This is a genomic window from Streptomyces sp. NPDC041205 (assembly GCF_055591765.1).
The window spans coordinates 1,476,547-1,500,975 of the sequence record NZ_JBVIZH010000001.1 but is presented as its reverse complement, the minus strand read 5'-3'; the positions used below and the strand labels follow the sequence as shown (position 1 = coordinate 1,500,975).

24 protein-coding genes and 1 pseudogene are annotated in these 24,429 nt (G+C 70.0%); 14 read left to right on the top strand and 11 right to left on the bottom strand.

Annotated elements, in window-relative coordinates:
• Positions 1 to 624: 624 nt before the first annotated feature.
• Positions 625 to 873: pseudogene (locus tag ACZ6BG_RS06530) on the bottom strand (hypothetical protein); the annotation flags it as partial.
• Positions 874 to 971: 98 nt separating this feature from the next.
• On the opposite strand from ACZ6BG_RS06530, the gene ACZ6BG_RS06525 reads away from it, so the two are divergent.
• From ACZ6BG_RS06525 to ACZ6BG_RS06505, 5 genes are all read left to right on the top strand, one after another.
• Complete coding sequence (locus ACZ6BG_RS06525; RefSeq protein ID WP_468997556.1) at positions 972 to 1,484, top strand: isochorismatase family protein; 513 nt, start codon at positions 972 to 974, stop codon at positions 1,482 to 1,484.
• Between the two features lie 166 nt (positions 1,485 to 1,650).
• Positions 1,651 to 2,079 carry a hypothetical protein gene (locus tag ACZ6BG_RS06520; RefSeq protein ID WP_468997553.1) on the top strand — a complete coding sequence of 143 codons (429 nt, stop codon included), beginning with the start codon at positions 1,651 to 1,653 and terminating at the stop codon, positions 2,077 to 2,079.
• Positions 2,080 to 2,150: 71 nt separating this feature from the next.
• Positions 2,151 to 3,605, top strand: a complete 1,455-nt coding sequence (locus ACZ6BG_RS06515; RefSeq protein WP_468997550.1) for a hypothetical protein — start codon at positions 2,151 to 2,153, stop codon at positions 3,603 to 3,605.
• Positions 3,606 to 3,617: 12 nt separating this feature from the next.
• A complete protein-coding gene (locus ACZ6BG_RS06510; RefSeq protein WP_468997547.1) occupies positions 3,618 to 4,226 on the top strand; it encodes a hypothetical protein in 609 nt (202 codons plus the stop codon).
• Positions 4,227 to 4,276: 50 nt separating this feature from the next.
• Complete coding sequence (locus ACZ6BG_RS06505; protein ID WP_468997543.1) at positions 4,277 to 5,101, top strand: histidine kinase; 825 nt, start codon at positions 4,277 to 4,279, stop codon at positions 5,099 to 5,101.
• Here the strand turns inward: ACZ6BG_RS06505 and ACZ6BG_RS06500 are convergent.
• Entirely contained in the window at positions 5,067 to 5,534 is a 468-nt protein-coding gene (locus ACZ6BG_RS06500) for an ATP-binding protein (RefSeq protein ID WP_468997541.1), read from the bottom strand. The genes ACZ6BG_RS06505 and ACZ6BG_RS06500 overlap by 35 nt on opposite strands.
• A gap of 159 nt (positions 5,535 to 5,693) precedes the next feature.
• Here ACZ6BG_RS06500 and ACZ6BG_RS06495 point away from each other — a divergent pair, with 159 nt between their 5' ends.
• On the top strand, positions 5,694 to 6,548 hold the full coding sequence (locus tag ACZ6BG_RS06495) for a helix-turn-helix domain-containing protein (RefSeq protein WP_468997538.1): 855 nt from the start codon (positions 5,694 to 5,696) through the stop codon (positions 6,546 to 6,548).
• Complete coding sequence (locus ACZ6BG_RS06490) at positions 6,545 to 6,814, top strand: DUF397 domain-containing protein (RefSeq protein ID WP_468997534.1); 270 nt, start codon at positions 6,545 to 6,547, stop codon at positions 6,812 to 6,814. The genes ACZ6BG_RS06495 and ACZ6BG_RS06490 overlap by 4 nt, the downstream gene beginning before the upstream one ends.
• Here ACZ6BG_RS06490 and melC2 read toward each other — a convergent pair.
• Both melC2 and melC1 read right to left on the bottom strand, forming a co-directional pair.
• On the bottom strand, positions 6,796 to 7,623 hold the full coding sequence (melC2, locus tag ACZ6BG_RS06485) for a tyrosinase MelC2 (RefSeq protein ID WP_468997532.1): 828 nt from the start codon (positions 7,621 to 7,623) through the stop codon (positions 6,796 to 6,798). The genes ACZ6BG_RS06490 and melC2 overlap by 19 nt on opposite strands.
• Positions 7,624 to 7,639: 16 nt before the next feature.
• On the bottom strand, positions 7,640 to 8,086 hold the full coding sequence (gene melC1 / locus ACZ6BG_RS06480; RefSeq protein WP_468997530.1) for an apotyrosinase chaperone MelC1: 447 nt from the start codon (positions 8,084 to 8,086) through the stop codon (positions 7,640 to 7,642).
• A 409-nt stretch (positions 8,087 to 8,495) separates the two neighbouring features.
• Between melC1 and ACZ6BG_RS06475 the strand changes: the two genes are divergently transcribed.
• The 6 genes from ACZ6BG_RS06475 (at position 8,496) to ACZ6BG_RS06450 (ending at position 15,929) form a co-directional block, all read left to right on the top strand.
• The gene (locus ACZ6BG_RS06475; RefSeq protein WP_468997528.1) at positions 8,496 to 9,212 is read left to right on the top strand and encodes a hypothetical protein; all 717 of its coding nucleotides are present in this window, start codon (positions 8,496 to 8,498) and stop codon (positions 9,210 to 9,212) included.
• A gap of 164 nt (positions 9,213 to 9,376) precedes the next feature.
• The gene (locus tag ACZ6BG_RS06470) at positions 9,377 to 10,291 is read left to right on the top strand and encodes a hypothetical protein (RefSeq protein ID WP_468997525.1); all 915 of its coding nucleotides are present in this window, start codon (positions 9,377 to 9,379) and stop codon (positions 10,289 to 10,291) included.
• Between the two features lie 147 nt (positions 10,292 to 10,438).
• Positions 10,439 to 11,914: an MFS transporter gene (locus ACZ6BG_RS06465; protein ID WP_468997520.1), complete on the top strand. Its 1,476-nt coding sequence runs from the start codon at positions 10,439 to 10,441 to the stop codon at positions 11,912 to 11,914.
• Between the two features lie 273 nt (positions 11,915 to 12,187).
• On the top strand, positions 12,188 to 13,981 hold the full coding sequence (locus tag ACZ6BG_RS06460) for a DEAD/DEAH box helicase (RefSeq protein WP_030358367.1): 1,794 nt from the start codon (positions 12,188 to 12,190) through the stop codon (positions 13,979 to 13,981).
• Positions 13,982 to 14,345: 364 nt separating this feature from the next.
• The gene (locus ACZ6BG_RS06455) at positions 14,346 to 14,987 is read left to right on the top strand and encodes an IclR family transcriptional regulator (RefSeq protein WP_087884308.1); all 642 of its coding nucleotides are present in this window, start codon (positions 14,346 to 14,348) and stop codon (positions 14,985 to 14,987) included.
• 132 nt (positions 14,988 to 15,119) lie between these two features.
• Complete coding sequence (locus tag ACZ6BG_RS06450) at positions 15,120 to 15,929, top strand: S16 family serine protease (protein ID WP_468997517.1); 810 nt, start codon at positions 15,120 to 15,122, stop codon at positions 15,927 to 15,929.
• Between the two features lie 154 nt (positions 15,930 to 16,083).
• Here ACZ6BG_RS06450 and ACZ6BG_RS06445 read toward each other — a convergent pair whose 3' ends face one another.
• The 6 genes from ACZ6BG_RS06445 to ACZ6BG_RS06420 all read right to left on the bottom strand — a co-directional run bounded on the left by ACZ6BG_RS06445 (position 16,084) and on the right by ACZ6BG_RS06420 (position 21,156).
• Positions 16,084 to 16,695 carry an ArsR/SmtB family transcription factor gene (locus tag ACZ6BG_RS06445; protein ID WP_468997514.1) on the bottom strand — a complete coding sequence of 204 codons (612 nt, stop codon included), beginning with the start codon at positions 16,693 to 16,695 and terminating at the stop codon, positions 16,084 to 16,086.
• 101 nt (positions 16,696 to 16,796) lie between these two features.
• Entirely contained in the window at positions 16,797 to 17,777 is a 981-nt protein-coding gene (locus ACZ6BG_RS06440; RefSeq protein ID WP_468997512.1) for a glycine betaine ABC transporter substrate-binding protein, read from the bottom strand.
• The gene (locus ACZ6BG_RS06435; RefSeq protein WP_468997998.1) at positions 17,774 to 18,646 is read right to left on the bottom strand and encodes an ABC transporter permease; all 873 of its coding nucleotides are present in this window, start codon (positions 18,644 to 18,646) and stop codon (positions 17,774 to 17,776) included. The genes ACZ6BG_RS06440 and ACZ6BG_RS06435 overlap by 4 nt, the downstream gene beginning before the upstream one ends.
• Positions 18,647 to 18,672: 26 nt before the next feature.
• The gene (locus tag ACZ6BG_RS06430; RefSeq protein WP_468449994.1) at positions 18,673 to 19,959 is read right to left on the bottom strand and encodes a betaine/proline/choline family ABC transporter ATP-binding protein; all 1,287 of its coding nucleotides are present in this window, start codon (positions 19,957 to 19,959) and stop codon (positions 18,673 to 18,675) included.
• Complete coding sequence (locus tag ACZ6BG_RS06425) at positions 19,952 to 20,599, bottom strand: ABC transporter permease (protein ID WP_468449993.1); 648 nt, start codon at positions 20,597 to 20,599, stop codon at positions 19,952 to 19,954. The genes ACZ6BG_RS06430 and ACZ6BG_RS06425 overlap by 8 nt, the downstream gene beginning before the upstream one ends.
• A gap of 77 nt (positions 20,600 to 20,676) precedes the next feature.
• Positions 20,677 to 21,156, bottom strand: coding sequence for an Lrp/AsnC family transcriptional regulator (locus tag ACZ6BG_RS06420; RefSeq protein WP_030358359.1), 480 nt, complete (start codon positions 21,154 to 21,156; stop codon positions 20,677 to 20,679).
• 121 nt (positions 21,157 to 21,277) lie between these two features.
• Here ACZ6BG_RS06420 and hppD point away from each other — a divergent pair, with 121 nt between their 5' ends.
• The gene (gene hppD, locus ACZ6BG_RS06415; protein WP_468997509.1) at positions 21,278 to 22,423 is read left to right on the top strand and encodes a 4-hydroxyphenylpyruvate dioxygenase; all 1,146 of its coding nucleotides are present in this window, start codon (positions 21,278 to 21,280) and stop codon (positions 22,421 to 22,423) included.
• A 294-nt stretch (positions 22,424 to 22,717) separates the two neighbouring features.
• Here the strand turns inward: hppD and ACZ6BG_RS06410 are convergent, their stop codons facing one another.
• The gene (locus ACZ6BG_RS06410; RefSeq protein WP_468997507.1) at positions 22,718 to 24,349 is read right to left on the bottom strand and encodes a tetratricopeptide repeat protein; all 1,632 of its coding nucleotides are present in this window, start codon (positions 24,347 to 24,349) and stop codon (positions 22,718 to 22,720) included.
• Between the last annotated feature and the right edge of the window lie 80 nt (positions 24,350 to 24,429).

The following is a 24,429-nucleotide window of genomic DNA, read 5'->3' as shown; positions in this document are numbered from 1 at the left end:
CCAGTATCTGTGCCGCCTCCATCGACGATAGCGCCGTACGTCAGAGTCCGGTAGGAGTACTCCTTTGAGGAGGACCTGCAACCGGCGCTGGCCTTCTCGGAACGCGAGGGCGGGGGGCACTGTCTACTGCGGTCGCTCGTGGCGCGCGTGACCCATGCGCCGGGACCCGGCCCGTTTTGTTCATAGAACTGCAACTCGACTTCAAACGCACATGCGGCAGGCGGTCGAGGGCGGCACTTGCTGATGCCGTCGGTTGCGGTGATTTTCGAACCACTGTAGTTCGGCTTGTTGGCGAAGAGTGTGCACTCAACCTCGGCATCAGCGCCTCCCCCTACTTTCATCTCCACGCTAGGTGACGGTTCGTATGGATCCGCTCCGGCAGGAACGGCGAAGAAAGCTATCGAAGCGAGAGCGACGAAGAACGTCGCGAAGGGCCGTGATGGAACACGCCTCCAAGATCTTCCGTAATGCGACACAGGGCACCAGCCTCCTCGGCTTTCTACGGTTCTGAACCTCACCTCGCCCTCGGCTGCTGGAAGCAGCGTCAGTAGCGTGAGGCCTAAACCTCGATGCATTTTCTGTGTCGCCCATCTCACGCCAGCAACGCGAAGCAAGCGATACCTGATCGCAAGAGCAAATATTCTGGCTGAAATCTGCTACCCGGATGAAGAAACGGAACTCTGGATCTTCATATCCGCACAAGAAATCATCAATTCCGACGCGGTCGCCGTGGTCGGTGTCGCTCATGATGAAGTCGTTGTGCGTGCTGACGAAGGCGTCGTAGCGTCCGTCGCGCTTGAGGGCGAGCAGGGCGTCGATGAAGCGCCGCTTCTCGTCGGTGGTGAGCTGGGACTGGTTCTTGCGTACGGTCATGGCGGTGCTGCTCCGGGGTAGAGGTCAGGCGGCGGACGGGGTGAGCGGGGCGCGGTGCGCGCCCTGTAGCTCGACCGCGACCGCGCGGGCCAGAGTGCGTGGGCCGGCAGCGAACCGGCGTGGTGGCCGAGGCGTACGAGCGTGACGCCGTGGTCGCGAACATCGTCACCGTCGTGGACAAGGCGCGGGCGGCGGGCATGCCGGTGGTGTGGATCCAGCACTCCGACGACGAACTCCCGAGGGGCAGCGAGAGTTGGGAGTACGTCCCGGAGTTGGTCCGCCGTGACGGCGAGTCCGTCGTCCACAAGCACTACGGCGACTCCTTCGAGGCCACCGACCTGGAGTCCGTCCTCGCCGGACACGCCGTCGGCCACCTCGTCGTCACCGGCGCCCAGACCGACGCCTGCATCCGCTCCACCCTCCACGGCGCCTTCACCCGCGGCTACGACGCGACGCTCGTGGCCGACGCCCACACCACGGAGGACCTGAGCGGCTACGGGGCCCCGTCCCCGGATCTGGTGATCGCGCACACCAACCTGTACTGGCACCGGCAGGTGGCGCCCGGGCGACGCGGGGGGAATGTGTGGGCGTCGGACGTGACCTTCGCCTGAGCCCGGCCGCCGAATTCCGCCTACTGGTTGGCAGCGAACTCGCCTTCATGTGGCCCGAATTGCACTAGCAACGCGAGGTTGCGGTTAGTCACTGTGGACGCACAAGAGCGACAAGTGACGACTGAGACCTAGCCCTGGCCACACGGGGGTGCTGTGGCACGCGACCATGGGGTTTGACCAGGAATGGGCCCAGCTGCGGGCCGACGCGGCCGAGCGACAGCGGACGTCGATGCGGCTCAATCAGACGGATCCTCCGGGACCGCCGCCCGGCGGCACGCCGGACCTCGCGACGACGCCGCGCGAGAAGAAGGCCGCCGCGCACACCATTGAGACCGAGCTGCAGCCGGATACCCGCAAGGCGGGCGCCTGGGCTGACGCGGCGACCGAGAAGGCCATCAGCGGATTCGGCGGGTGGGCCACGGCCGGTGGCCTGAAGAAGGTGCAGACCACCTGGGACAGCCAGGTCAAGACGCTCATGGGGCGGCTGGCCGCGGAAAAGGGTGCGCTGCGGTCCACGAACAAGACGTTCACCGAGACTGACGTGGGCACTTCCCGGCGCATCGGCGGGAGCGGATCGAATCTCGACAAGTACTGAATCGCTGCCAGGCCCCGGCGCGAGGCGCCGGAGCGGCATGGCATCCCGACGCTTTCCGGAGGAAGCGCAGCGTGCTGACGTACTACGAAGTCATGACGACGGACTTCGGGAGTCTCTCCGCCGCCGCCGACAAGTGGCAGGAGATGGCGGAGGAGTTCCACAAGGTCGAGGGCCGCTACCGGGACGGCGTCCAAAAGATCACGAAAGGCCATTCCTGGCTTGGTGAAAGTGCGAGGGCGGCGCACGCGAGGTTCGCCGCCACGCGTCATGAGTACGAGGCGGCTCAGACCCAGGCCAAGGCGACCGCGACGCTGCTGCGCAACGCGCACCAGCAGTTCGTCGAACTCAGGAAGCAGCTTGAGACCGCCCGTGCCGATGCCGTCAAGGCCGGGATGAAGGTCTCCGAAGAGGGCAAGGTCGCGTTCGACTATGACAGGCTCAGCGCGTCGGAGAGCAGCGCTGCCCGTTTGAACCCCGCCCATGCCGCGCGGGTCAACGCGAGTGTGGATGCGTGGGCCGACTTCATCAGGCTGTGCGTCAAGGCCTTTGACGATGCCGACCAGGATCTCAAGAGGGACCTGGAGGCCGTGGTCAAGGACGGCAAGGGAAGCAAGAACGACGGGACCGCGGGCACCGGCTTCAACGGTGACGCCGGAAAGGTGGCGAAGGCCGACGGCGCACAGAAGCGAGCCCGGCATGATCCCGATTGGTTCAAGAAGCGGGACGACGAGACCCTGAACGACTACATGGAGCGGTTGCGGCGGGACGGGGTGACTCGTCTGACGGGGAGCGCGCAGCTCGGGGATCTGGTCAACGCTGTGACCAAGGGATCAATGACGGTCGGGGCCTTCGCGCTCGTCACAGGCACGTCCGTCACGTACTCCTACAACCTGATGAGCCACTTCAAGTCCGGCAAGACGCTCAATGCTCCCGGCACCTTGGCGTCACGCTTCGTCAATACCCAACTGGCCGGATCAGCTCCGGGAAGCGCCCTCAGTCGAGTTCCCCCGGGTCTGGTCACTGCCATGACCGGATCCGATGAAGCAGCCATGTACGGCGCCTTCATGAAGAACGGCACCTTCGTCATTCCGACGGCGTCGGAAGCCAATCTTGTTCGGGTCGCGCGGGGCGGCGGCCTCGCACAGGCTGGAAAGGCCGCTGGGTGGATTCGAGGCGCCGGTGTCGTCGGTGGTGCGGCGACGACTGCCTATGGGGTTGCCAACCTTGCCACGTACGACGGGGACAAGATCCGAGCAGACCCGGCGAAGTTCGCCTCGGATCTCACCGGGACGGCGTTCAGCGGATCCATGACCGCGCTGACCGTGGCACCCAACCCCGTGACATTCGGGGTGGCGTTGGGAACGGGAGCCGTCTACGGAGGAGCCTTGATCTGGGACAACCACGAGGCTATCGGCAAGGGTATCGGAGAGGCGAAGGAATGGGTCGGTGACAGGGCAGAGGATCTCAAGTCCGGCATAGCCAGTGGTGCGAAGAAGTTCAAAGATGTCGCCAACCCATTCGACTAGTGAGGGTCAGAAATGCACACCACCACCGCCTCGTTCACCCTGCATTACTGGAAGCAGCGCGACAAAGGTGAGAAGCGTCTGTTCGGCTGGCAAGGCACCTCGCAGGAATTCGGCGACATCAAGGTGACGAATGAGGGCCACAACCACCACGACATGCTTACCGCCGAGGTGCGAGGTGACCATATTCCCACCGCCACCTTTGAAACGCGCGGGATTCACACGGAGGCGATGATCAGGCCATCTCTGAACCGCGCGACGCTTCGAGTCGGTGATGCCCATGTCTACATGACGAGGAATCGGTTGGGCATGACGCACCGAGGACGATCGCTGATCCTTAAGTACGCGGGCGACAAGTATCGGTTGACGGCGATCAACCGCAGAGCATTCGTCCTTCGCCGAGAGGCGGACGATGAGGACCCCGGAGTCATCATCACGGTGCGTGAGACGGGCCTTGGGTCGAGGAAGAAGTTCACGATAAGCGTCGAGAAGCGGGCCATCGGTGCTGATATCGCGCTCGCAGCCCTCTTTGTCGGCGTCGACAGGGCAACCTTGACTCGGCGAGGGGCCGTACGGGCGGGAATCTCAAGAGTCTTCAACCTGTCCATGCAGGCCCAGTCCTGATCACGTCCCGGCTGGAACGTGGTGAACGCAACCTCGGAGCGAGTGATTACGTGCCTTCTATAGACGTTGCCAGGTCTCGGTTCCGTCTGGGCGACGACCATGTCGTCGTTCTCTCCTGCCTGGCGACGGGAGACGCGCCGCCCGAGGAGATGGCCCCGGCCTGGGACGAGTTACGCGAACGCGGTCTGATCAACCAGGCGGGTGAGCTCTCCAACCTGCTCCTTCCACTGCTCAAGACGATGGTCCGCCCAGTGGTGGCCATTTCGTTGGAGGTGGCGGGTCGGCAAGGAAAGCTGCACCACGGGATGTTCGTCGGCGAGGACCACGTGGTCACCCACGAGGCATGGCCCGACGACGCCGAATCGGAGTACGCCTGCGTCGAACCCAGCATGCTGCTGTGGGCGTTGGCGAACATGGTGAACCTGCGGCGAGTTGACTCTCTCCACGACGCGCAAGCCACCGTCGTCGAGACGACCGTAGGAACACTCGACGCGGGCTTGTCCGCCCTCGAAGCGATGCCCCTCACCGCGTCCGGGCGCGAGGACCGCGAGTACATCCGGAACGCCCTGGCGGCGAGCGACACCCTGGACGGCCCGACCCTCAGCGTCTTCACCGACATGATCGCGGAACTACGGTCCAGCTGGCGCATGACCGCTGTCTGGCAGAGGCGCCACGGGGAGCCGGACAGCGTGACAGCACGCGCGCTCGCTGTCTGGGACTGCGGGCCCCTCGGCTACTGGCACCGCGAGCTGCCCGCCGAACCTGTGGAAGTCGGCCAGGTCGGCCCGGACAGCCCCCTGAAGCTCTCCCGCGTGGCAGCCAAGGAGGTCTGGGAGATGATCACTGAGACCCTGCCCTCGGACGACGGCATGTGAGCTCACCCGGAGTCCCGGGGCCCTCGACCTCCGCCCAGACCGTCTTGTGCGGCGCCGGTCCCAGCTCCGTGCCCCAGCGGGTCGCCAGTGCCGACACCAGGAGCAGGCCCCTGCCCGACTCGGCGTCCGGCTCCGCCCGGCCCGGTGCGCGGGGCAGCCGCTCGGCGTACGTGTCCGTCACCTCGATCCGCAGCACCCCGTCCTCCCTCAGCCGCAGCGTCAGGCGGAAGTCCCGGCCCGGTACGTGCCCGTGCCGCACCGCGTTGCTCGCCAGCTCCGCCACGATGTGCTGCGCTGGCTCGAACGGCAGCCGCCACACCTGGAGTTGGCCCACCGCCGCCCTGCGCGCCAGCCGGGCGCCTCTCGGCGTCGAGGAGAGCCGGATGCTGAACGTCCGCACAGCAGCCGGGGCTTGCGTGGTCTCCGAGTCCATGCACCTCAGCGTGACGCCAGCCGGTTGCCCTGCACCGTGGTGCGCAGTGCACGTACGGTGACTGTCTCGTCGCTGTCCGGTGCTGTCCCGGCTGTCCAGGGTGTCGTACGGGTACGGCTGCGCGTTGGAGCGGGGCGGTGCTTTTCGGAGGTGGGCGTGATGAGTACGGACGGCGAAGGCGTGGACGAGTCGGGCTGGGACGTCGAGCCCGGGGATGAGATCGCCTCGGTGGTCGAGGCGTTGGGCCACCAGCAGAAGCGGTGGCGTGTGGCCGCCGGTCTCAGTGCGGGGGAGTTCGGCGATGCCATCGGGTACGGGGAGGACCTGGTCCGCAAGGTCGAGCGCGGGGCGAGGATTCCACGCCCGGAGTACCTGGACGCTGCCGACAGCGTCCTCGGGGCGGGCGGGTTCATCTCGGCGATGAAGGAGGAGATGGCCAAGGCGCGGTATCCGAAGAAGGTTCGGGAGCTGGCGAAGCTGGAGGAACGGGCGGTCGAGATGTGCCTCTACGGCGTCCAGAGTATTCATGGCCTGTTGCAGGCCAAGGAGCACGCACAGGCGCTGTTCGAGATGCGACGGCCTGCCTACTCGCACGATGAGGTGGAGCGCGGGGTGGCGGCACGCATGGCGCGGCAATCTGTCTTCGAGCGGACTCCACCGCCCGAGCTGAGCTTCATCCAGGAGGAGCAGACGCTGAGGCGCCCTCTAGGAGGGACAATGGTGAGGCGTCGGCAACTCGAACACCTGCTTGAGGTGGGCCAGTTGCGAAACGTCGAGATCCAGGTCATGCCCATGGACTGTATGGAGCACGCTGGGATCGACGGCGGGATCGAACTGCTGAAGTTTGGGGACGGTACGGCGGTGGGCCGCTCCGAGGGAGCGTTCAACGGCCGACCGGTCTTCGACCCGAAGCAGATCCGAATCCTCGAACTGCGGTATGGCATCATCCGGGCGCAGGCTCTGACGCCACGACATTCGCTCGCCTTCATCGAGCAACTGCTGGGAGAGACATGACTCGTAGGCCCTGGGCTGAAGGCAAGACCGAGCTGGTCTGGTTCAAGAGCAGCTACAGCAGCGGCAGTGAGACCGATAGCTGCGTCGAGGTCGCGCTGGAGTGGACCAAGAGCAGCTACAGCGACAGCAGTAATCCCAGCGACTGCGTCGAGGTCGCCACAACCCCCACCACCATCCACGTACGCGACTCCAAGAACCGCCAAGGCCCCCACCTCGCGTTCGCGGCGGGGGCCTGGCATCAGTTCGTTCAGGCGGCCACGTCGTAGGTGTAGTGCCGCGTGTGATCCAGCATGTCGGCCGGGGTGACGTTGCCCCACGGGCGCATCGTGTCGTTCAGGTCGACGACGTCGCGCGTGCCGGAGGCGGGCAGGTAGGGGGAGCCCGGGTGGCGGGACTGCCACTGGGTCCAGAGCTTGTCGACGTAGGCGTGGTGGAGCCAGAAGACCGGGTCGTTGGGGGAGGCGCCGGTGGCCATGTGGCCGCCCACCCAGACGTGGACGCGGTTGTGGAGGTTGACGCCGCGCCAGCCTTCGAGGTGGTTGCGGAAGCCGTCGGAGGCGCTGTTCCAGGGCGCCATGTCGTACGTGGACATGGCGAGGACGGAGTCGACCTCGGCCTTGGTGGGGAGTTGGCGGACGCCCGCGCCGAGGGACCGGCGCAGGAAGTCGCGGCCGTCGACGCGTACGTTGATGCGCCAGCCGTTGCCGGAGGAGGCGAAGGGGCCGTCGGTGACCTGGCTGTCGCGGCTGCGCCCTGTGCCGCCGAGGAAGTCGGGGGCCCAGAGGGAGGCGGCCGGGGTGCGGTCGACGGTCCAGTCCCAGTAGGGGAGGGCGACGGAGGCGTCCACGGACTGCAACGCCTGCTCGAACTGGATGAGGAAGCGGCGGTGCCAGGGCAGGAAGGACGGCGAACGGTGGCCGACGCGGTCGCCGTTGTCGGTGTCGCTCATGATGAAGTCGTTGTGGGTGCTGACGAAGGAGTCGTAGCGCCCGTCGCGCTTGAGGGCGAGCAGTGCGTTCACGAAGCGCCGCTTCTCGTCCGCGGTGAGCTGGGACTGGTTCTTGCGTACGGTCATGGTGGTGCTGCTCCGGTCAGGCGGCGGACGAGAACGAGGACGAGGGCGCCGCGGATGCGGGCGGGGCGAGCGGGACGAGCGTGGCGCCCTGGAGCTCGACCACGGCCGCGCGGGCGAGTGCGCGCGGGGTGGCCCGCGGCTCGTAGTGGTTGATGACGCTGATCCACGTGCCGTCGGCGTTGCGCATGATGTGCAGTTCGTCGCCGTCTATGCGGACGGAGTAGCCGGCGCCGTGGCCCCCGTGGGCGCCCCCGTGGTGGCCGCCGTCGTGGGACGGCGCGCCCTGGATGCGGCGGCCGAGGTACACCTCGTCGAAGGCGTCGGGTGCGGCGCCCGGCTGGGCCTGGGCGTGGGCGTGCCGATCGGTCGGCGTCGCCGAGGCGCGGGCCGCGCCGACGACGGCGAGACCGGCGGCGGCGCTCGCGGCGGCGCCGATGGCCCGGCGGCGGGTGATTCCGTACATGTGCAAAACCCCCAAGTGAACGTGGTGAACAGGCGGTTCCGGTGGTCGGCCGGACTGCCCAGGCCATGCGTACAGGGGGGATGGCGCGGCGCCGTAATCGGCGGGAAGAGTTGCCCCTTATTACGGACAACTGCGGGTAAATAGTGCAGAGTTGGACGAGCGTAATCCTGCTGCGCATGCGTCCTGGCGGCGCGCAGACCGCAAATCCTGCACCTTGAGTGAGGATAACGTGAAAGATCTTCACGCATGCTCCATGGCGGGTGCGCCTGATCACAGGGAAAAGCTGGCCGGAAAACTTGTCGTTCTGGAGCTGCACGGGACTGGTGTGCGCGGTGTATGTGTGCGAGTGAGTAGGGCCTTGAGTAGGCGTACTCAGGAGGCGGCGCGGCGGGGCGGCGAGTCTTGGCGCATGACTACAGCGCCCCCGATTCCGCCGACGCCCCCGCAGCCGTACGTGCACTGCCCGCAGCCGCCGCGGCCCGCGGGCGGCCGCCGGGGCAGGACCGCGCTGGTCGTCGTGGTCGTGGTCCTCGCGGTGGTCGCCGCGGGTCTCGGCGCCTGGTGGTGGACGCGGGACGGCGACGAGGGGCCGCTCGCGGGGCGGCCGCGGGTGACGGACGCCAAGGCGGGGATGTCGTACGGGATTCCCGAGGGGTGGGGACGCAACGACAAGAAGGGGGGCTTGATCGACGCGTTCACGTCGTCGATCGCCTCGAAGGGCAAAGGGGTCGCGGCCTCGGCGGCGGAAGGGAACGAGGAGGAGGGCGGCGGGGTCGTGCTCGCGGGCCGGTCGGGGGCGGTGCCCGAGTCCTCGCTGAAGAGCGAGACGGAACGCGCGGCGCGCTCCAACGCGGAGTTCTTCTACCCGGAAGGATCGTCGGAGCTCAAGGACTCCGAGGCGACCACGGTCGACGGCCGCCCCGCCCACGCGGTGGCGCTCGCGGTGCGCGATGGCGAGGGCGGCACGGCCCATCTGCGGATGACGCTCGTCTCGGTGGACGGCGGCCGGTCCGCGTTCCTGCTGGGGATCGCCACGCCCGGGACGGGCATCGGTCCGTACGCGGACAAGGGGCCGGTGGACGAGGAGACGGTGGACGAGGTGGTGGCGAGCGCGAAGCTGAACTGAGCCTTGGGCGCGCCGCGTTGAACTGACCCGCGTCGGGCCGCGCTGAACCGCGACCGGGCGCGGGCGGCCCCGTCCCCGGCTGGCTCAAATTGCACTTGCAATGAACATGCTCGGGCCACTTGGCTGGACAGTCTGTTGTCTGAGTGACGGGGGAGGAACCACAGATGACGCAGCCGCCGGGGCAGCAGCCCGGCCAGCCGCAGTCGCAGCCGTGGCAGGGCGGGGGATTCGGGCCGCCTCCGGGCGCGCAGGGCCCGTACGCGCCGCCACCGCAGGGCCCGTACGGCACGCAGCAGCCGTCGGCAGACAACCCGTACGCGCAGCCGCAGGCGGACGCCTACGCGCAGCCCTATCCCCAGCCGAACGCCCAGCCGCCCTACGGCGGTTACCCGCCGCAGTACCCCACCCCCGACGGCGGCGGCCCCAAGCGCAAGGGATGGCTGGTCGTCACGGCCGCCGTGGTCGCGCTCGCCGTGGTCGGCGGCGGAATCTGGTTCGCGGTTGGCAAGGGTGACGACGACGGTGAGTCGAAGAAGCCCGCCGCCAAGGCCAGCCGGAGCGCGGGCGCCGAGCCCCGGCCGGGCGAGACGCCGGGCGCGGAGGAGTCGGACGGCGCGGGGGAGTCCGACGACCCGTACGCCGACCCCGACTCCGGGGAGAGCGAGGACGAAGGGGACGAGCCCGGCGGCGGGCCCACCGGGACCACCCTCGTCGGGTTCTGGCGCTCGGAGAAGCCGGGCGGCGGGATCCTCGGGCTGCGCGACAGCCCCGACACGACGAAGCCGAAGAAGGCCTCGGTCTCACTCCTCGACGACGGCCGCTGCACCGGCCTGCGCCGCGTCATCGAACCCGGCCGCAGCTACCGCATCGGCCTCCTCTGCGAGCGCGACAAGAAGGAGATCTACGGCAACCTGGTCTTCTCCGGTGGCGACACCCTGACGGTCACCTGGGACCAGGGCAGGACCGGCAAGGAGACGTACAAGCGCTTCCTGGACTGGTCGGAGGACGGGGCGGGGGGCGGCGGTGACTCGGGGAGCGGAGGACCGGGGCCCGGGGGATCGGGGTCCGTGGGGATCTGAGCGCGCGGAGTCGGCGGTACGCGCGGGTGTGAGCGCGCGGAGTCGGGAGTACGTCAGCGCGGCCGCCGAGTCGTACGACCAAGGGACCAAGGGGCGACCTTCTCCGGACAGGGGTCAAAGTCCGTGGTGGCCCTTACCGTGACTGGCATGACCAGCCCCGACCCGCGCGACACCGATGTCGCCTCCGCCCCTTCCGTCGACACGGACCCGCCCGAGTCGCAAGGCGGAGTCCTCGGCAGGCCCCATCGCGCGCTCAGCATCGGCATCGTCTCCGTCGTCCTGCTCATCGCCTTCGAGGCGACCGCCGTCGGGACGGCGATGCCCGTGGCGGCGCGGGAGTTGGACGGGGTGTCGCTGTACGCGTTCGCGTTCTCCGGGTACTTCACGACGAGTCTGTTCGGGATGGTGCTCTCGGGGCAGTGGGCCGACCGGCGGGGGCCGCTCGGGCCGCTCGCGGTGGGGATCAGCGCGTTCGCGGCGGGGCTCGTGCTGTCCGGCACGGCGGCCGTGATGTGGATGTTCATCCTGGGGCGGGCCGTGCAGGGGCTCGGCGGCGGGCTTGTGATCGTTTCGCTGTACGTCATCGTCAGCCGGGCCTACCCGGAGCGGCTGCGGGCGCCCATCCTCGCCGCGTTCGCCGCGTGCTGGGTGGTGCCGTCGGTCGTGGGGCCGCTCATCGCCGGGACCGTCACCGAGCATCTGGGGTGGCGGTGGGTGTTCGTGGGGATACCGGTGCTCGTCGTGGCGCCGCTGGTGCTCGCGCTGCCCGCGATACGGCGGACCGCGTCGGGGCCCGTCGACCCCGACGCGCCCGTCGAGACGTTCGACCGGCGGCGGATTCGGCTCGCGCTGGGGATTTCGGTGGGGGCGGGGCTGCTCCAGTACGCGGGGCAGGACCTGCGGTGGCTCTCGCTGCTCCCGGCCGCGGCGGGCGCCGCCCTCCTCGTCCCCGCCGTCCTCGGGCTGCTGCCGCGCGGCACCTACCGGGCCGCGCGCGGGCTCCCCTCCGTCGTGCTGCTGCGCGGCATCGCGTCCGGGGCCTTCGTCGCCGCCGAGTCCTTCGTGCCGCTGATGCTGGTCACCGAGCGGGGGCTCTCGCCGACGCTCGCGGGGTTCTCGCTCGCGGCGGGGGGCGCCACGTGGGCGCTCGGGTCGTACGTGCAGTCGCGGCCGGGGATGGAGGCGTACCGGAGCCGGTTGGTCGCCCTCGGGATGGTGCTCGTCGCTGCCGCCATCGCTGCCGCGCCGAGCGTGCTGATCGACGCCGTGCCCGTGTGGATCGTCGCTGTCGCGTGGGGGGTCGGGTGCCTTGGCATGGGGCTGGTCATCGCCTCCACGAGTGTGCTGTTGCTGCGGTTGTCCGCGCCTGAGGACGCCGGGGCCAACTCGGCTTCGCTTCAGATATCCGACGGGCTTTCGAACGTGATTCTGCTGGCTGCGGGTGGGGCTGCGTTCGCCGCGCTCGGTGGGGGGACGGTGGGCGGCGGACATGGGGTGGGGGAGGTCGGTGGGTCGCATCCAGGTGCGTTCACCGCGGTGTTTGTGCCCATGGCTGTGGTGGCGTTGGTGGGGGTTTGGGTGGGGACGCGGCTGCGTAGCCCCCAGGCCCGCCCCTTCCCGTAACCGGGGGCTGCCGCCCCCTGGGCCCCCGCTTCTCGGCGCTCCGCGCCTTGGGGGGCCTCCGGGTGGGACCGGGCGCCGCCGAATCGGCCTTCGGCCTCGTCCTCAAGCGCCGGACGGGCTGACTGCCTGCCGGGGCCTCCGGCGCGCGGGTGTGAGACGTGTCCCACCCGTCGTGCCTCCGGGGTCGTCAACCCGATGCCCCGGGGTCGCACCGGTAAGGTGGCCCGGTTGTCATACGTAGCCGTGCCGCCGAACCCGAACGAACCGGAGACCGTGACTACCACCGCCGCCTCCTCGTCCCACCACCTTTCCCCCGCCTTCCCCGGCCGCGCCCCCTGGGGCACCGCCAGCAAGCTGCGTGCCTGGCAGCAGGGGGCGATGGAGAAGTACCTCCAGGAGCAGCCGCGCGACTTCCTCGCGGTCGCCACACCCGGCGCCGGCAAGACGACGTTCGCGCTGACGCTCGCGTCCTGGCTGCTGCACCACCACGTGGTGCAGCAGGTGACCGTGGTCGCGCCCACGGAGCACCTGAAGAAGCAGTGGGCCGAGGCGGCCGCGCGGATAGGGATCAAGCTGGATCCCGAGTACAGCGCGGGACCGCTCAGCAAGGAGTACCAGGGCGTCGCCGTCACGTACGCCGGTGTCGGCGTGCGCCCCATGCTGCACCGGAACCGGGTGGAGCAGCGGAAGACGCTGGTGATCTTGGATGAGATCCACCACGCGGGGGACAGCAAGTCCTGGGGCGAGGCCTGCCTGGAGGCCTTCGAGCCCGCCACCCGGCGGCTCGCGCTCACCGGCACGCCCTTCCGGTCCGACACCAACCCCATCCCCTTCGTCGTGTACGAGGAGGGCAACGACGGCATCCGGCGGTCGGCCGCCGACTACACGTACGGCTACGGGAGCGCGCTGGGTGACGGCGTCGTCCGGCCGGTCATCTTCCTCTCGTACTCCGGCAACATGCGCTGGCGCACGAAGGCCGGTGACGAGATCGCCGCCCGTCTCGGCGAGCCCATGACCAAGGACGCCGTCTCGCAGGCCTGGCGCACCGCCCTCGACCCGCGCGGCGACTGGATGCCGAACGTCCTGAAGGCCGCCGACCGGCGCCTCGGCGAGGTGCGCAAGGCCATCCCGGACGCCGGTGGCCTCGTCATCGCCTCCGACCAGGACTCCGCGCGCGCCTACGCCAAGCTGATCCGGGAGATCACCGGCACCAAGGCCACCCTCGTGCTGTCCGACGACGCCGGTGCCTCCAAGCGCATCGACGACTTCAGCGGCAGCGACGAGCGGTGGATGGTCGCGGTGCGGATGGTGTCGGAGGGCGTCGACGTGCCGCGGCTCGCGGTGGGTGTGTACGCGACGACCATTTCGACTCCGCTGTTCTTCGCGCAGGCCGTCGGGCGTTTCGTGCGCTCCCGGCGGCGCGGCGAGACCGCCTCCGTCTTCCTGCCCACCGTGCCCGACCTGCTCGGCTTCGCCAACGAGATGGAGGTCGAGCGCGACCACGTGCTCGACCGGCCGAAGAAGCACGGCGAGGAGGACCCCTACGCCGAGTCCGAGCAGGAGATGGACGAGGCCAACAAGCAGCAGGACGAGGACACGGGCGAGCAGGAGCAGTTCTCCTTCGAGGCCCTTGAGTCCGAGGCCGTCTTCGACCGCGTCCTCTACGACGGCGCCGAGTTCGGCATGCAGGCGCACCCGGGCAGCGAGGAGGAGCAGGACTACCTGGGGATTCCGGGGCTCCTCGAACCCGACCAGGTGCAGTTGCTGCTCCAGAAGCGGCAGGCCCGGCAGATCGCCCACAGCAAGAAGAAGCCCGCCGAGGAGGCCGACCTCCTCGAACTCCCCGCCGAGCGGCGGCCCGTGGTCTCCCACAAGGAGATGCTCGAACTGCGCAAGCAGCTCAACACGATGGTCGGCGCGTACTCCCACCAGAGCGGCAAGCCCCACGGCGTGATCCACACCGAGCTGCGCCGCACCTGCGGGGGCCCGCCGAGCGCGGAGGCCACCGCCGGGCAACTGCGGCAGCGGGTCGCCAAGGTGCAGGAGTGGGCCACCCGGATGCGGTGAGGGGTTCGCGCTCTCGTGTGCGGGGCCGTTCGCCCTCCCGTGTGCGGGACCGTTCGCCCTCCCGTGCGGGGCCGTACGCCCGCCCTTGGCGAGCAGTACGGCCCCGGTACTCCGTCCCGTAGGGAATCGTGCGCTCCGCGTGTAGACGTTGTGCACACAGCGTCCATATGCGACGGGATCTATCGGGACGTTCCGGTCTCTCTTTCCCTCCCCTTGACCGGATTCTGGACGGAGTCTTCCGCTGAGCGGGACGCCCTCGCTACTGTCCCCGCTACACAACGCCCCGTGGCAGCGTCGCCCCGGAGCGCGTCCGGTGCCCGCCGCCAGGGGGCCGTCGACCCTCACCACTAAAGGAGTGGGCGTCGTGACAGCGGAGACATCTCAGACGCTCGACCGAGGACTGCGCGTCCTCAAGCTGCTCGCCGACACCGACCACGGCCTGACCGTCACGGAGCTGTCCAACAAGCTCGGCGTGAACCGCACCGTGGTGTACCGCCTGCTCGCCACGCTCGAACAACACGCTCTCGTACGGCGCGACTTGGGCGGCCGCGCCCGCGTCGGGCTCGGTGTGCTGCGGCTCGGCCGGCAGGTCCACCCGCTCGTCCGCGAGGCCGCGCTGCCCGCCCTGCGCGCCCTGGCCGAGGACATCGGCGCCACCGCCCACCTCACCCTCGTCGACGGCACCGAGGCGCTCGCCGTCGCGGTCGTCGAGCCGACCTGGACCGACTACCACGTGGCGTACCGCACCGGCTTCCGGCACCCGCTGGACCGGGGCGCCGCGGGCAAGGCGATCCTGGCGGCCCGCCAGGCCCAGATCACCGACCCCGGGTACGCCCTCACCCACGGCGAACTGGAGGCCGGGGCGAGCGGCGCCGCGGCCCCCCTGGTCGGGGTGACCGGGATAGAGGGGAGCGTCGGGGTCGTCATGCTGGCGGACTCGGTGCCGGAGCGGGTGGGGCCGCGGGTGGTGGACGCGGCCCGTGAAGTAGCCGACGCGTTGCGCTGAGGCCGCGCGGGCGTGCGGGGTGATCCCGGCCTCGCGCCCGGGCAGCCCGCCGCGCCGCCGATCGCGGCCTGCGGCCCGGCTCGTCCTCAAGCGCCGGACGGGCTGATTCTTCGCTCGCGTTAGATTGGACGCGTGCTGTCTCGTCTCGCTCGTCTGAGCCGCCCCAAGGCCCTGGCCGTCGCCGCCGTCCCCCTCGTCGGCCTGCTCGCCGTCGTCGCGCTCGCGCCGCTGCCGTTCGCCGTCGCCCAGCCGGGCGGCACCGCCGACGTGCTCGGAAAGTACGAGGGCAAGCCCGTCCTCAAGATCAGCGGAGCGCCGCTGCGGGAGACCAAGGGCGAGCTGCGGATGACGACCATCGTGGCGACCGGGCCGCAGATGGACGTGCGGCTCGGTGACGTCATCGACGGCTGGTTCCGTACGGACCGGGCCGTGATGCCGAAGGACTCCGTCTACCCCGACGGCGACAACGTCAAGGAAGTCGAGAAGCACAACCTCGGCGACATGCGCGAGTCCCAGGACGACGCCACGAAGGCGGCGCTCGGCCATCTGCGGGCGAACGGCGTGGACGGCACCGACAAGATCGACGTGACGGCCGACCTCGGCAAGATCGGCGGGCCGAGCGCGGGCCTGTTCCTGGCGCTCGGCATCATCGACAAGCTGGACGGCGACGGCAGCGGGGGCGACCTGACCGGCGGCCGCACCATCGCGGGCACCGGCACCATCTCCGCGAGCGGCAAGGTCGGCCCGGTCGGCGGCGTCGCCATGAAGACCCAGGCCGCGGCCCGCGACGGCGCCACGGTCTTCCTCGTGCCCAAGGCCGAGTGCTCGGACGCCGAGGCCGAGAAGCCGAAGGGCCTCCGGCTGGTCCCGGTGACTACGCTGGCGAGTACGGTCGACTCGCTGCGAGCCCTGCAGAAGGGCGAGAAGGTCCCGAGCTGCTGACCAGGCGCAGGCCCAACTCGACCAGCGTCCAGCCCAGTTGAGCCCGCAGCGGCGCCTCGCGCGGCTGTCGTCGGGTGGGGGTCGCGCGAGTTAAGTCCGCCGCGCGGGCATGGTGCAGCATCAGATGTACGTCGGGGTGCATCGCGGATGCCTCTCAGTCCGTGGGCCGGGTCGGGATCAGGTGGGTGTGCAGGCGGACCTTGGCGGTGTTCGGCGTGCCGCCCTCCGGAGCCAACGGCCGGTAGCTCTCGACGAGTTCGTGCATCTTTGCCTTGAGCTCGGCCGCCAGCGCGGGCGTCAGGTTCAGGGTGAAGTCGCTGATGTCCGAGGCCTCGACCCACTCCTCCGACCAGTCCTGCCCGGTGGCGATCCAGGTGGCGACCTCTGCGGCGTGGTTCCCCGCGTGCTCGTGCATGAACGTGGAGTACGCGCCGCGCACTTCGGGATCGGCGTCCCGCGCGAAGTCGTTGTCCACGTGCGTGCCGTCGTACGTCGCGCGCCACCACCGCTCGCGGCCCTTGCCGCGCTCCGGGTCGTCCTCGGCGAAGCCGTACTCCGCGAGCTGGCGCAGGTGGTAGCTCGTCGCGCCGCTCGACTCGTCCAGGCGCTCGGCCAGTTGGGAGGCCGTCGCCGGTCCGTCCAGGCGCAGCGAGCCGAGGATCCGCATGCGCAGGGGGTGGGCGATCCCGCGCAGCGTGCGCGGGTCGAGATGGCGGACCTTGCGGTCCGGTGCCGCCTGCTCGGGCGACTGTGACTTCTCCGTCATGCTCCGCAGCCTACGCATGCAAAGACTCCGTTGCAACGCTTTCTTTGCAACGAAGTCTTTGGAAGCTCCTGGGGGCGGCGGCACCCGCCACCGGCCCCCGGCTACTCCTTGACGAAGCCCTCCGCCACCATCCAGTCCTTCGCCACCTCGTGCGGGTCCTGCCCGTCCACGTCCACCTTCGCGTTCAGCTCCCGCGCCACCGTGTTGTCGAGCTTCTTCGTCACGGGGGCCAGGACGTCGGCGATCTCCGGGTACTTCTTCATGGTCTTGCTGTTGATCTCGGGGGCGGCGTTGTAGTTGGGGAAGAAGCGCTTGTCGTCGGCCATCGGCGTCAGGTTCATCGCCTTGATGCGGCCGTCGGTGGTGAAGACCTCGCCGTAGGTGCAACTGCCCTTCTCGGCCTGGGTGTAGATGATCCCGGTGTCCATCTGCGTGATGTTCCCGGACGGCAGGCTCATGCCGTACTTCTTCTGCATGCCGGGCAGGCCGTCGGCGCGGTTGGCGAACTCGCCCTCCACGCACAGCGTGACCGCCTTCGGGTCGGACTTGGACAGGGCGGCGACGTCGGAGAGGGTCTTCGTGCCGTACTTCTTCAGGTTGGACCGGTTCAGGGCCAGGGCGTAGGTGTTGTTCAGGGCCGCGGGCGCCAGCCAGGTCACGCCGTTCTTCGCGTCCGCCTTGCGTACGGCGTCCCACTGCTGGTGCGGGTCCGGGATGGGGGCGGAGTTGCCGAGATAGGTGATCCACGCGGTGCCCGTGTACTCGTACATGCCGTCCGCGTCCCCGCCCTTGACCGCCTCGCGCGCCCCGATGGAACCCTGGATGCCGGTCCGGTCCAGGACGTCCGCCCCGGCCGCCTGGAAGGCGATGCCCATGATGGCGCCGAGGATCAGCTGCTCGGTGAACTCCTTGGAGGTGACGGTGAGATCGGCGCCCTCCAGGGGCTTGCCCTGCCCGACGATGCCCGGCTTCACGTCGTCCACCATCGGCGACCCGCTGGTGAGACCGCACCCGGCGGCCACGAGCAGCACCCCGCCCACGGCCGCGAGCGCCTTCGTCCGCGCACTGGTCGTACGCCTCATGACCGCACCTCCAGGCCGCGCGGGCTGAGCACCAGCTCGGCCAGCGAGGCCAGCCAGTCCACCAGCAGGGCGAGGACCACCGTCAGGATCGAGCCGAGCATCAGGACCGGCATGCGCTGATTGGTGATGCCCGTCGTGATCAGGACGCCGAGCCCGCCCCCGCCGCCGAAGGTCGCGAGCGTCGCCGTGCCCACGTTCAGGACGAGGGCGGTGCGCACGCCCGCGAGGATCAGCGGTACGGCCAGCGGGAGTTCGACCCTCGCGAGCACCCCGAGGGGGGACATGCCGATGCCGCGCGCGGCCTCCAGGAGGGTGGGGTCGTTGGCGCGCAGGCCCGCGATGGTGTTGGAGAGGACCGGCAGGACGGCGTAGATGATGATGCCCGTCAGGGCCGCCTTCTCGCCGATGCCCATCCAGATGACGAGCAGCGCGAGCAGGCCGATCGCCGGGGTCGCCTGGCCCGTGTTGGCCAGCGCCATCGCCACCGGGGCGCCCTTGCGGAAGGCGCGCCGGGTGAGCAGGATCCCCAGCGGGATCGCGATGATCAGCACGAAGAACGTCGAGATCGCCGTCAGCTCGACGTGCTGGCGCAGCGCCTTGCCGACCTGCCCGTTGGACAGCGCGTTCTCGGAGATCGAGTCCAGGTCCGCCTGCTCGAACCAGAGCCAGGTGGCGAGGAGCACGGCCGCGAGGACCGCGGGAAGCACCGTCAGCTTCTGCCAGGTGATCCGGCGCGGTGGCTTCGCCGCGAGGGCGGGCGCGGGCGTCTCCTGCTCGGCCTCGCCCTCGTCGCGGAACGCCAGGCCCTTCACGTCGTGCTCGCCCCGGGGGCGCTCGGGTGCCCTGGCCGAGGCCTTGCGTTCGGGGATCCGGGGCTCGCCCCCGGGCGGCGGCGTCACGCCTTCGCCTCCCCAGCGGTGCCCTCCTGTGCCGCGTGCGTCAACTGCGCGCGCTGCTCCTCCAGTTCGTGCTGGTGCTCCATGGCTTCGAGCCGGTCGGCCTCCAGCATCTCGTGCACGGAGTTCATCAGGGTCTCCATGTCGACGACGCCCGTGTACTCGCCCCGCCGCCCGGTGACGGCGACCCGTCCGGCGTTGTCGGTGAGGACGGCCTCCAGGGCGTCCCGCAGGGTCGCGTCCCTGGTCACCGTGTCGTGCACGAGGGTGCCCGCGCGGGCCAGGGAGCCCTTGGCGCGCATCAGGTCGCCGCGGCGCAGCCACTTGTAGGGGCGGCCGCGCTTGTCGAGCAGGAGCAGTTCGTTGGTGCCGCTCGCGCGCAGCTTGTCGAAGATCTCCTGCAGCGGGTCGTCGACGGTCACCGTCGGCACGTCCGCCATCTCCACATCGCGTACGCGCGTGAGGTTCAGCCGCTTCAGGGCCGCGCCCGCGCCCACGAAACCGGAGACGAAGTCGTCGGCCGGGTTGGTGAGGATCGCCTCGGGGGTGTCGAACTGCGCGATGTGCGAGCGCTCGCGCAGGACCGCGATGCGGTCGCCCAGCTTGATGGCCTCGTCGAAGTCGTGCGTGACGAAGACGATCGTCTTGTGCAGCTCGTGCTGGAGGCGGATCAGCTCGTCCTGGAGGTGGTCGCGGGTGATGGGGTCGACCGCGCCGAACGGCTCGTCCATCAGGAGCACGGGCGGGTCGGCCGCGAGCGCCCGTGCCACGCCCACGCGTTGCTGCTGGCCGCCGGAGAGCTGGCGCGGATAGCGGCCGTGGAACTCGGCCGGGTCCAGGCCCACCAGGTCCAGCATCTCCTCGACCCGCGACTTGATCCTCGACTTCCCCCAGCCGACCATCTTCGGTACGAGGGCAATGTTCTGAGCGACCGTCATGTGCGGGAAGAGCCCGGAGGACTGGATGGCGTAGCCGACCTTGCGGCGCAGCTTCACCGGGTCGATGTCCGTGACGTCCTCGCCGTTGATGCGGATGCGGCCGCTGGTCGGCTCGATCAGGCGGTTGATCATCTTCAGTGTGGTGGACTTCCCACAGCCCGAGGGGCCCACGAAGATGACGATCTCGCCCGCCTTGATCTCCATGTTCACGCTGTCCACGGCCGGGTCGCCGCTGCCCGGATAGCGCTTGGTGAGGTTCTCGAGCTCGATGGTCGCGCCGGTGGTGGCCGCGGGCGCCGGTTCCTCGGGCGGGGCGGTGGCGGCGGTCGTATCGGACGTCTCAGACACGGATACCCCTCGGAATCGTCAGCCGGCCGATCAGGACGTACACGGCGTCGAAGAGCAGCGCCAGGACGATGATCCCCAGCGTGCCCGCGAGCACTTGGTTGAGCGCGTTCTTGCTGCCGAGCGAGGCGATGCCGCGGAAGATCTCATTGCCGAGGCCGGGCCCCGAGGCGTACGCGGCGATCGCGGCGATGCCCATCAGCATCTGCGTGGAGACCCGGATGCCGGTCAGGATCGGCGGCCACGCGAGCGGCAGCTCGATCCGCACGAGCCGGTGCAGCCGCGACATCCCGATGCCCTTCGCGGCGTCCACGAGCGTCGGGTCGACCCCGCGCAGGCCGACGATGGAGTTGCGCACGATCGGCAGCAGGCCGTACAGGATCAGGGCCGTCACGGTCGGCGCGACCCCCAGGCCCACGACCGGGATCAGCAGACCGATCATGGCGAGCGAGGGGATGGTGAGGATCGTGGACGTCACCGTCGTCGCCAGGTTCCCGGCCCACTCGCTGCGGTACGTCAGGACGCCGATCAGGACGCCGATGGCGGTGGCCACGACCATGCACTGGAAGACGGCGCTCGCGTGCTGGTACGCGTCCATCAGCAACTGCTGGTGACGATTGCCGAGGTAGTCCCAGAAGTTCACCTGTGCCGTTCACCTCGCCGAGAGCGCTCGGACGGCGCCGGGAGGCTCCCGGCGCCCGCGTGCCGTACCCGTCGTCTCTACCCAGGTCCTGTGTCGTCGGACGCCTGTTCCACCAGGGGGATGATCCGCAGCGGGACCGGGTTCTCCATGACGATCGCCGTGGAGGCCCGGACGATGCCATCAAAACCCACCACCCGGTCGATCACACGTTGGAGATCGGCGTTCGAGCGGGCCACCAGACGGCAGAGCATGTCCCCGTGGCCGGTGATGGTGTGCAGCTCCAGGACCTCGGCCACGGTCGCCAAATGGGCCCGTACGTCCGCGCCCTGGCCCTGTTTGATCTCCAGCGTCGCGAACGCCGTCACCGGGTAGCCGAGCGCCGCCGGGTCCACGTCCGGGCCGAAGCCCCGGATGACTCCGTTCGACTGAAGCCGGTCCATCCGCGCCTGCACCGTGCCCCGCGCGACACCCAGGCGCCGGGACGCCTCCAGGACGCCGATGCGCGGCTCCCGCGCGAGCAGCACGATGAGCCTGCCGTCCAAATGATCGATCGCCATGCCGCCTCCCTGATGAGCATCCTGTACAGAACGCCCGCTCGATCGGGTTGGATGCTGGGCAGATTGCCCAGTGAATACGCGAACTATTGCGCATCTTGTGGTTCGGCGGGAGCCTCCCTCTATGACTCAGACCACACACACCACCCCCGAAACCGCGCGCGAGGCCGACCCCTTCCCGGTGAAGGGAATGGACGCGGTCGTCTTCGCCGTGGGCAACGCCAAGCAGGCAGCGCACTACTACTCCACGGCGTTCGGCATGAAACTCGTGGCCTACTCCGGACCGGAGAACGGCAGCCGCGAGACCGCCAGCTACGTGCTGGAGAGCGGCGCCGCGCGCTTCGTCCTCACCTCCGTCATCAAGGCCTCCACCGACTGGGGCCGCTTCCTCGAGGGCCATGTCGCCGAGCACGGCGACGGTGTCGTCGACCTCGCCATCGAGGTCCCGGACGCGCGCGCCGCGTACGCCTACGCCGTCGAGCACGGTGCCACCGGCCTCGAGGAGCCCTACGAGACGAAGGACGAGCACGGCACCGTCGTGCGCGCCGCCATCGCCACGTACGGCCAGACCCGCCACACCCTCGTCGAGCGCACCGGCTACGACGGCCCCTACCTGCCCGGCTTCGTCGCCGCGCAGCCGATCGTGGCGCCTCCCGCCAAGCGGACCTTCCAGGCCATCGACCACTGTGTCGGCAACGTAGAGCTCGGCAAGATGAACGAGTGGTGCGCCTTCTACAACAAGGTCATGGGCTTCACGAACATGAAGGAGTTCGTGGGTGACGACATCGCCACCGAGTACAGCGCCCTGATGTCGAAGGTCGTCGCGGACGGCACCAAGAAGGTCAAGTTCCCGATCAACGAGCCGGCGATCGCGAAGAAGAAGTCGCAGATCGACGAGTACCTCGAGTTCTACGGGGGCCCCGGCGTCCAGCACATGGCGCTCGCCACCAACGACATCGTGGCCACCGTGAAGGCCATGCGGGCCGCGGGTGTCGAGTTCCTCGACGTGCCGGGCAGCTACTACGACACCCTCGGCGAGTGGGCGGGCGAGACCCGTGTACCGGTCGAGATCCTGCGCGAGCAGAAGATCCTCGTCGACCGCGATGAGGACGGGTACCTGCTGCAGATCTTCACCAAGCCGGTCCAGGACCGGCCCACCGTCTTCTTCGAGATGATCGAGCGGCATGGGTCGATGGGCTTCGGCAAGGGGAACTTCAAGGCGCTGTTCGAGGCGATCGAGCGCGAGCAGGAGAAGCGGGGCAACCTTTAGGACGGGGTTCGCTTTTGTCCGCGGCGGGGTGGGGGTGCCCCTGTCCCGCCGCTACCGCGGCGGATCTCTCCCACCCGCCCGCCCGTTTACGGGCACGTCATGCCTCGGGCCGCAGCCGGGGCGGCTGCCCGCTAGTGCTGCGGGCAGTCCTGGGCACCGGTGCCGCGAACGGTCGTCCGGCGTCGCTGAGGTGCGGGGGTGGCTTGTCGCCCCCCCCCGCTGTGGGCAGCTGGGGGGCCCAGAGGGCGGAACGGGTGGGCACAGCCCCGGTCGACGGTGCCATGACGTAGGGGTTCAGTTGGACTGCCTCGGAGGCTTGGCCGGGCGGGGCAGTTTCGGGATGGGCGCCCCACGCGGCGCGTACACCTGGGCTGGGCCTCCCTCCGGGGGGTCGCCCAGGGACCTCAGGGCGGCCTGGGCCGCCGGGGCTCCCAGGGGCGAGAAGTGGGGGTTGATGCGGAGGGCCTCCGTCAGGTGGCGGCGGGCCGCGCCGTAGCGGCCCAGTTCGCGTTCGATCTGGCCGCGGTGGTAGGCGAACAGCGCGCTGCGCGGGCCCTTCTTCACGGCGGACTCGACGTGCTTCAGGCCCGCCTCGGACGCACCGGAACGATGCAGCGCCCACCCCAGCGCATCCGCGTTCTCCGGCGACGCGTGCCGCTTGAACTCCGCGGTGAGCCTCCGCACCGCCGCCCCCGCGTCCCCGTGCTCCGCCTCGAACACCCCGAGCACCCGCTCGTCGTTCACCCCACCGAGACCCCCCTGCCGGACCCGCGCCCGCAGCAGGTCGTACTGGGCAAGAGCGGCGGGCCGCAGCTTGAGGGACTCGTACAACTCGCCGAGTTCCAGGGCGTATTCGGGGGCGGGCCGCCGGACGAGCGCGGCCCGGTACGCGTGCAGGGCGTCCGACGTCCGGCCGAGCGCGGCGAGCGCGCGCCCCTTCGCCGCGAGCGAGGGGTGATGATCGGGGTCGGCCGCGAGCGCCGCGTCGTAGTGGCGCAGCGCGTCGCCGGGCTCGCCCCGCTCCCAGGCCAGCTCCCCGACCCGGTACAGGCAGGCCGCCCGTTCGGCGGGCGTCTCCGCGAGCGCCGCCGCGTCCGAGAGCGCCGCGGCCGCGTCCTCGCGCCAGCCCCGGTCCCGGTAGACGGCCCCGGACCGGACCCGGGCGGCCGCCGTCCCCGGGCCCAGCTTCCGCACCTTCTCCAGGGCCCGCCCGACCCCCTTGGCGTCGCCGAGCCCCCGGTAGGCGTCGAGGAGGGCCGCGTGCGCCGCCCACCGCCGCGGCGCGAGCCGCACCGCCTGTTCGCCCCACTTCCGCGCGTCCCGGAAGTCGTGCCGGGCGTTGGCGAGGGTCGCGAGGCCGGTGAGGGCGGCCGCGTTCCGCTCGGGCCGGGTCCGCAGCGAGGCGCGCAGGGCCCGCTCGGCCTTCGGGTAGTACGCGGAGTCGGCGGTCCTCAGGCCCCGTTCGACGTACGCGGAACCGAGTACCGCCCATGACTGGTCGTCGCCGGGATGCGCCCGCAGATGCGCCTCGCGCTCACCGATGAGCACCGCCAGATCGGGCATCGCGGCCGGTGCCCCGGCCCCCACCGCGGCCGCGGCCCGCCCGGCGGGCCCCAGCGCGGGCGGCGCGGAGTCCTCGCCCCGGTCGGGCAGGAGGACCAGGACCCCGCCGAGCACGGCGCAGCCCGCGACGGCGGCGACGAGCGCGCGCCGGACGGCGGGGGAGCGGCGCGGTACGGGGCCGCCGTCGAGCGGACCCCGCGCGGTCGCCGAGGTCAGTGACGTGCGGGCGTGCCGCGGGATCCGTACGGCGTCCGAACTCTGCACCGCCGGAGCCGCCGGAGCCGCCGGAGCCGCCGCGGGTGTGGCGGGCGTGGCCCGGGGCGAGCCCTGGGGTGAGATCTGGGGGGTGTCCTCGGTCTCCATGGCGCTCACTGTGCGTCAATACGAAGAGCACATCCCGGCACGCGAACGGCGTCGCACACGGGTTCACACCGATGGCCCCG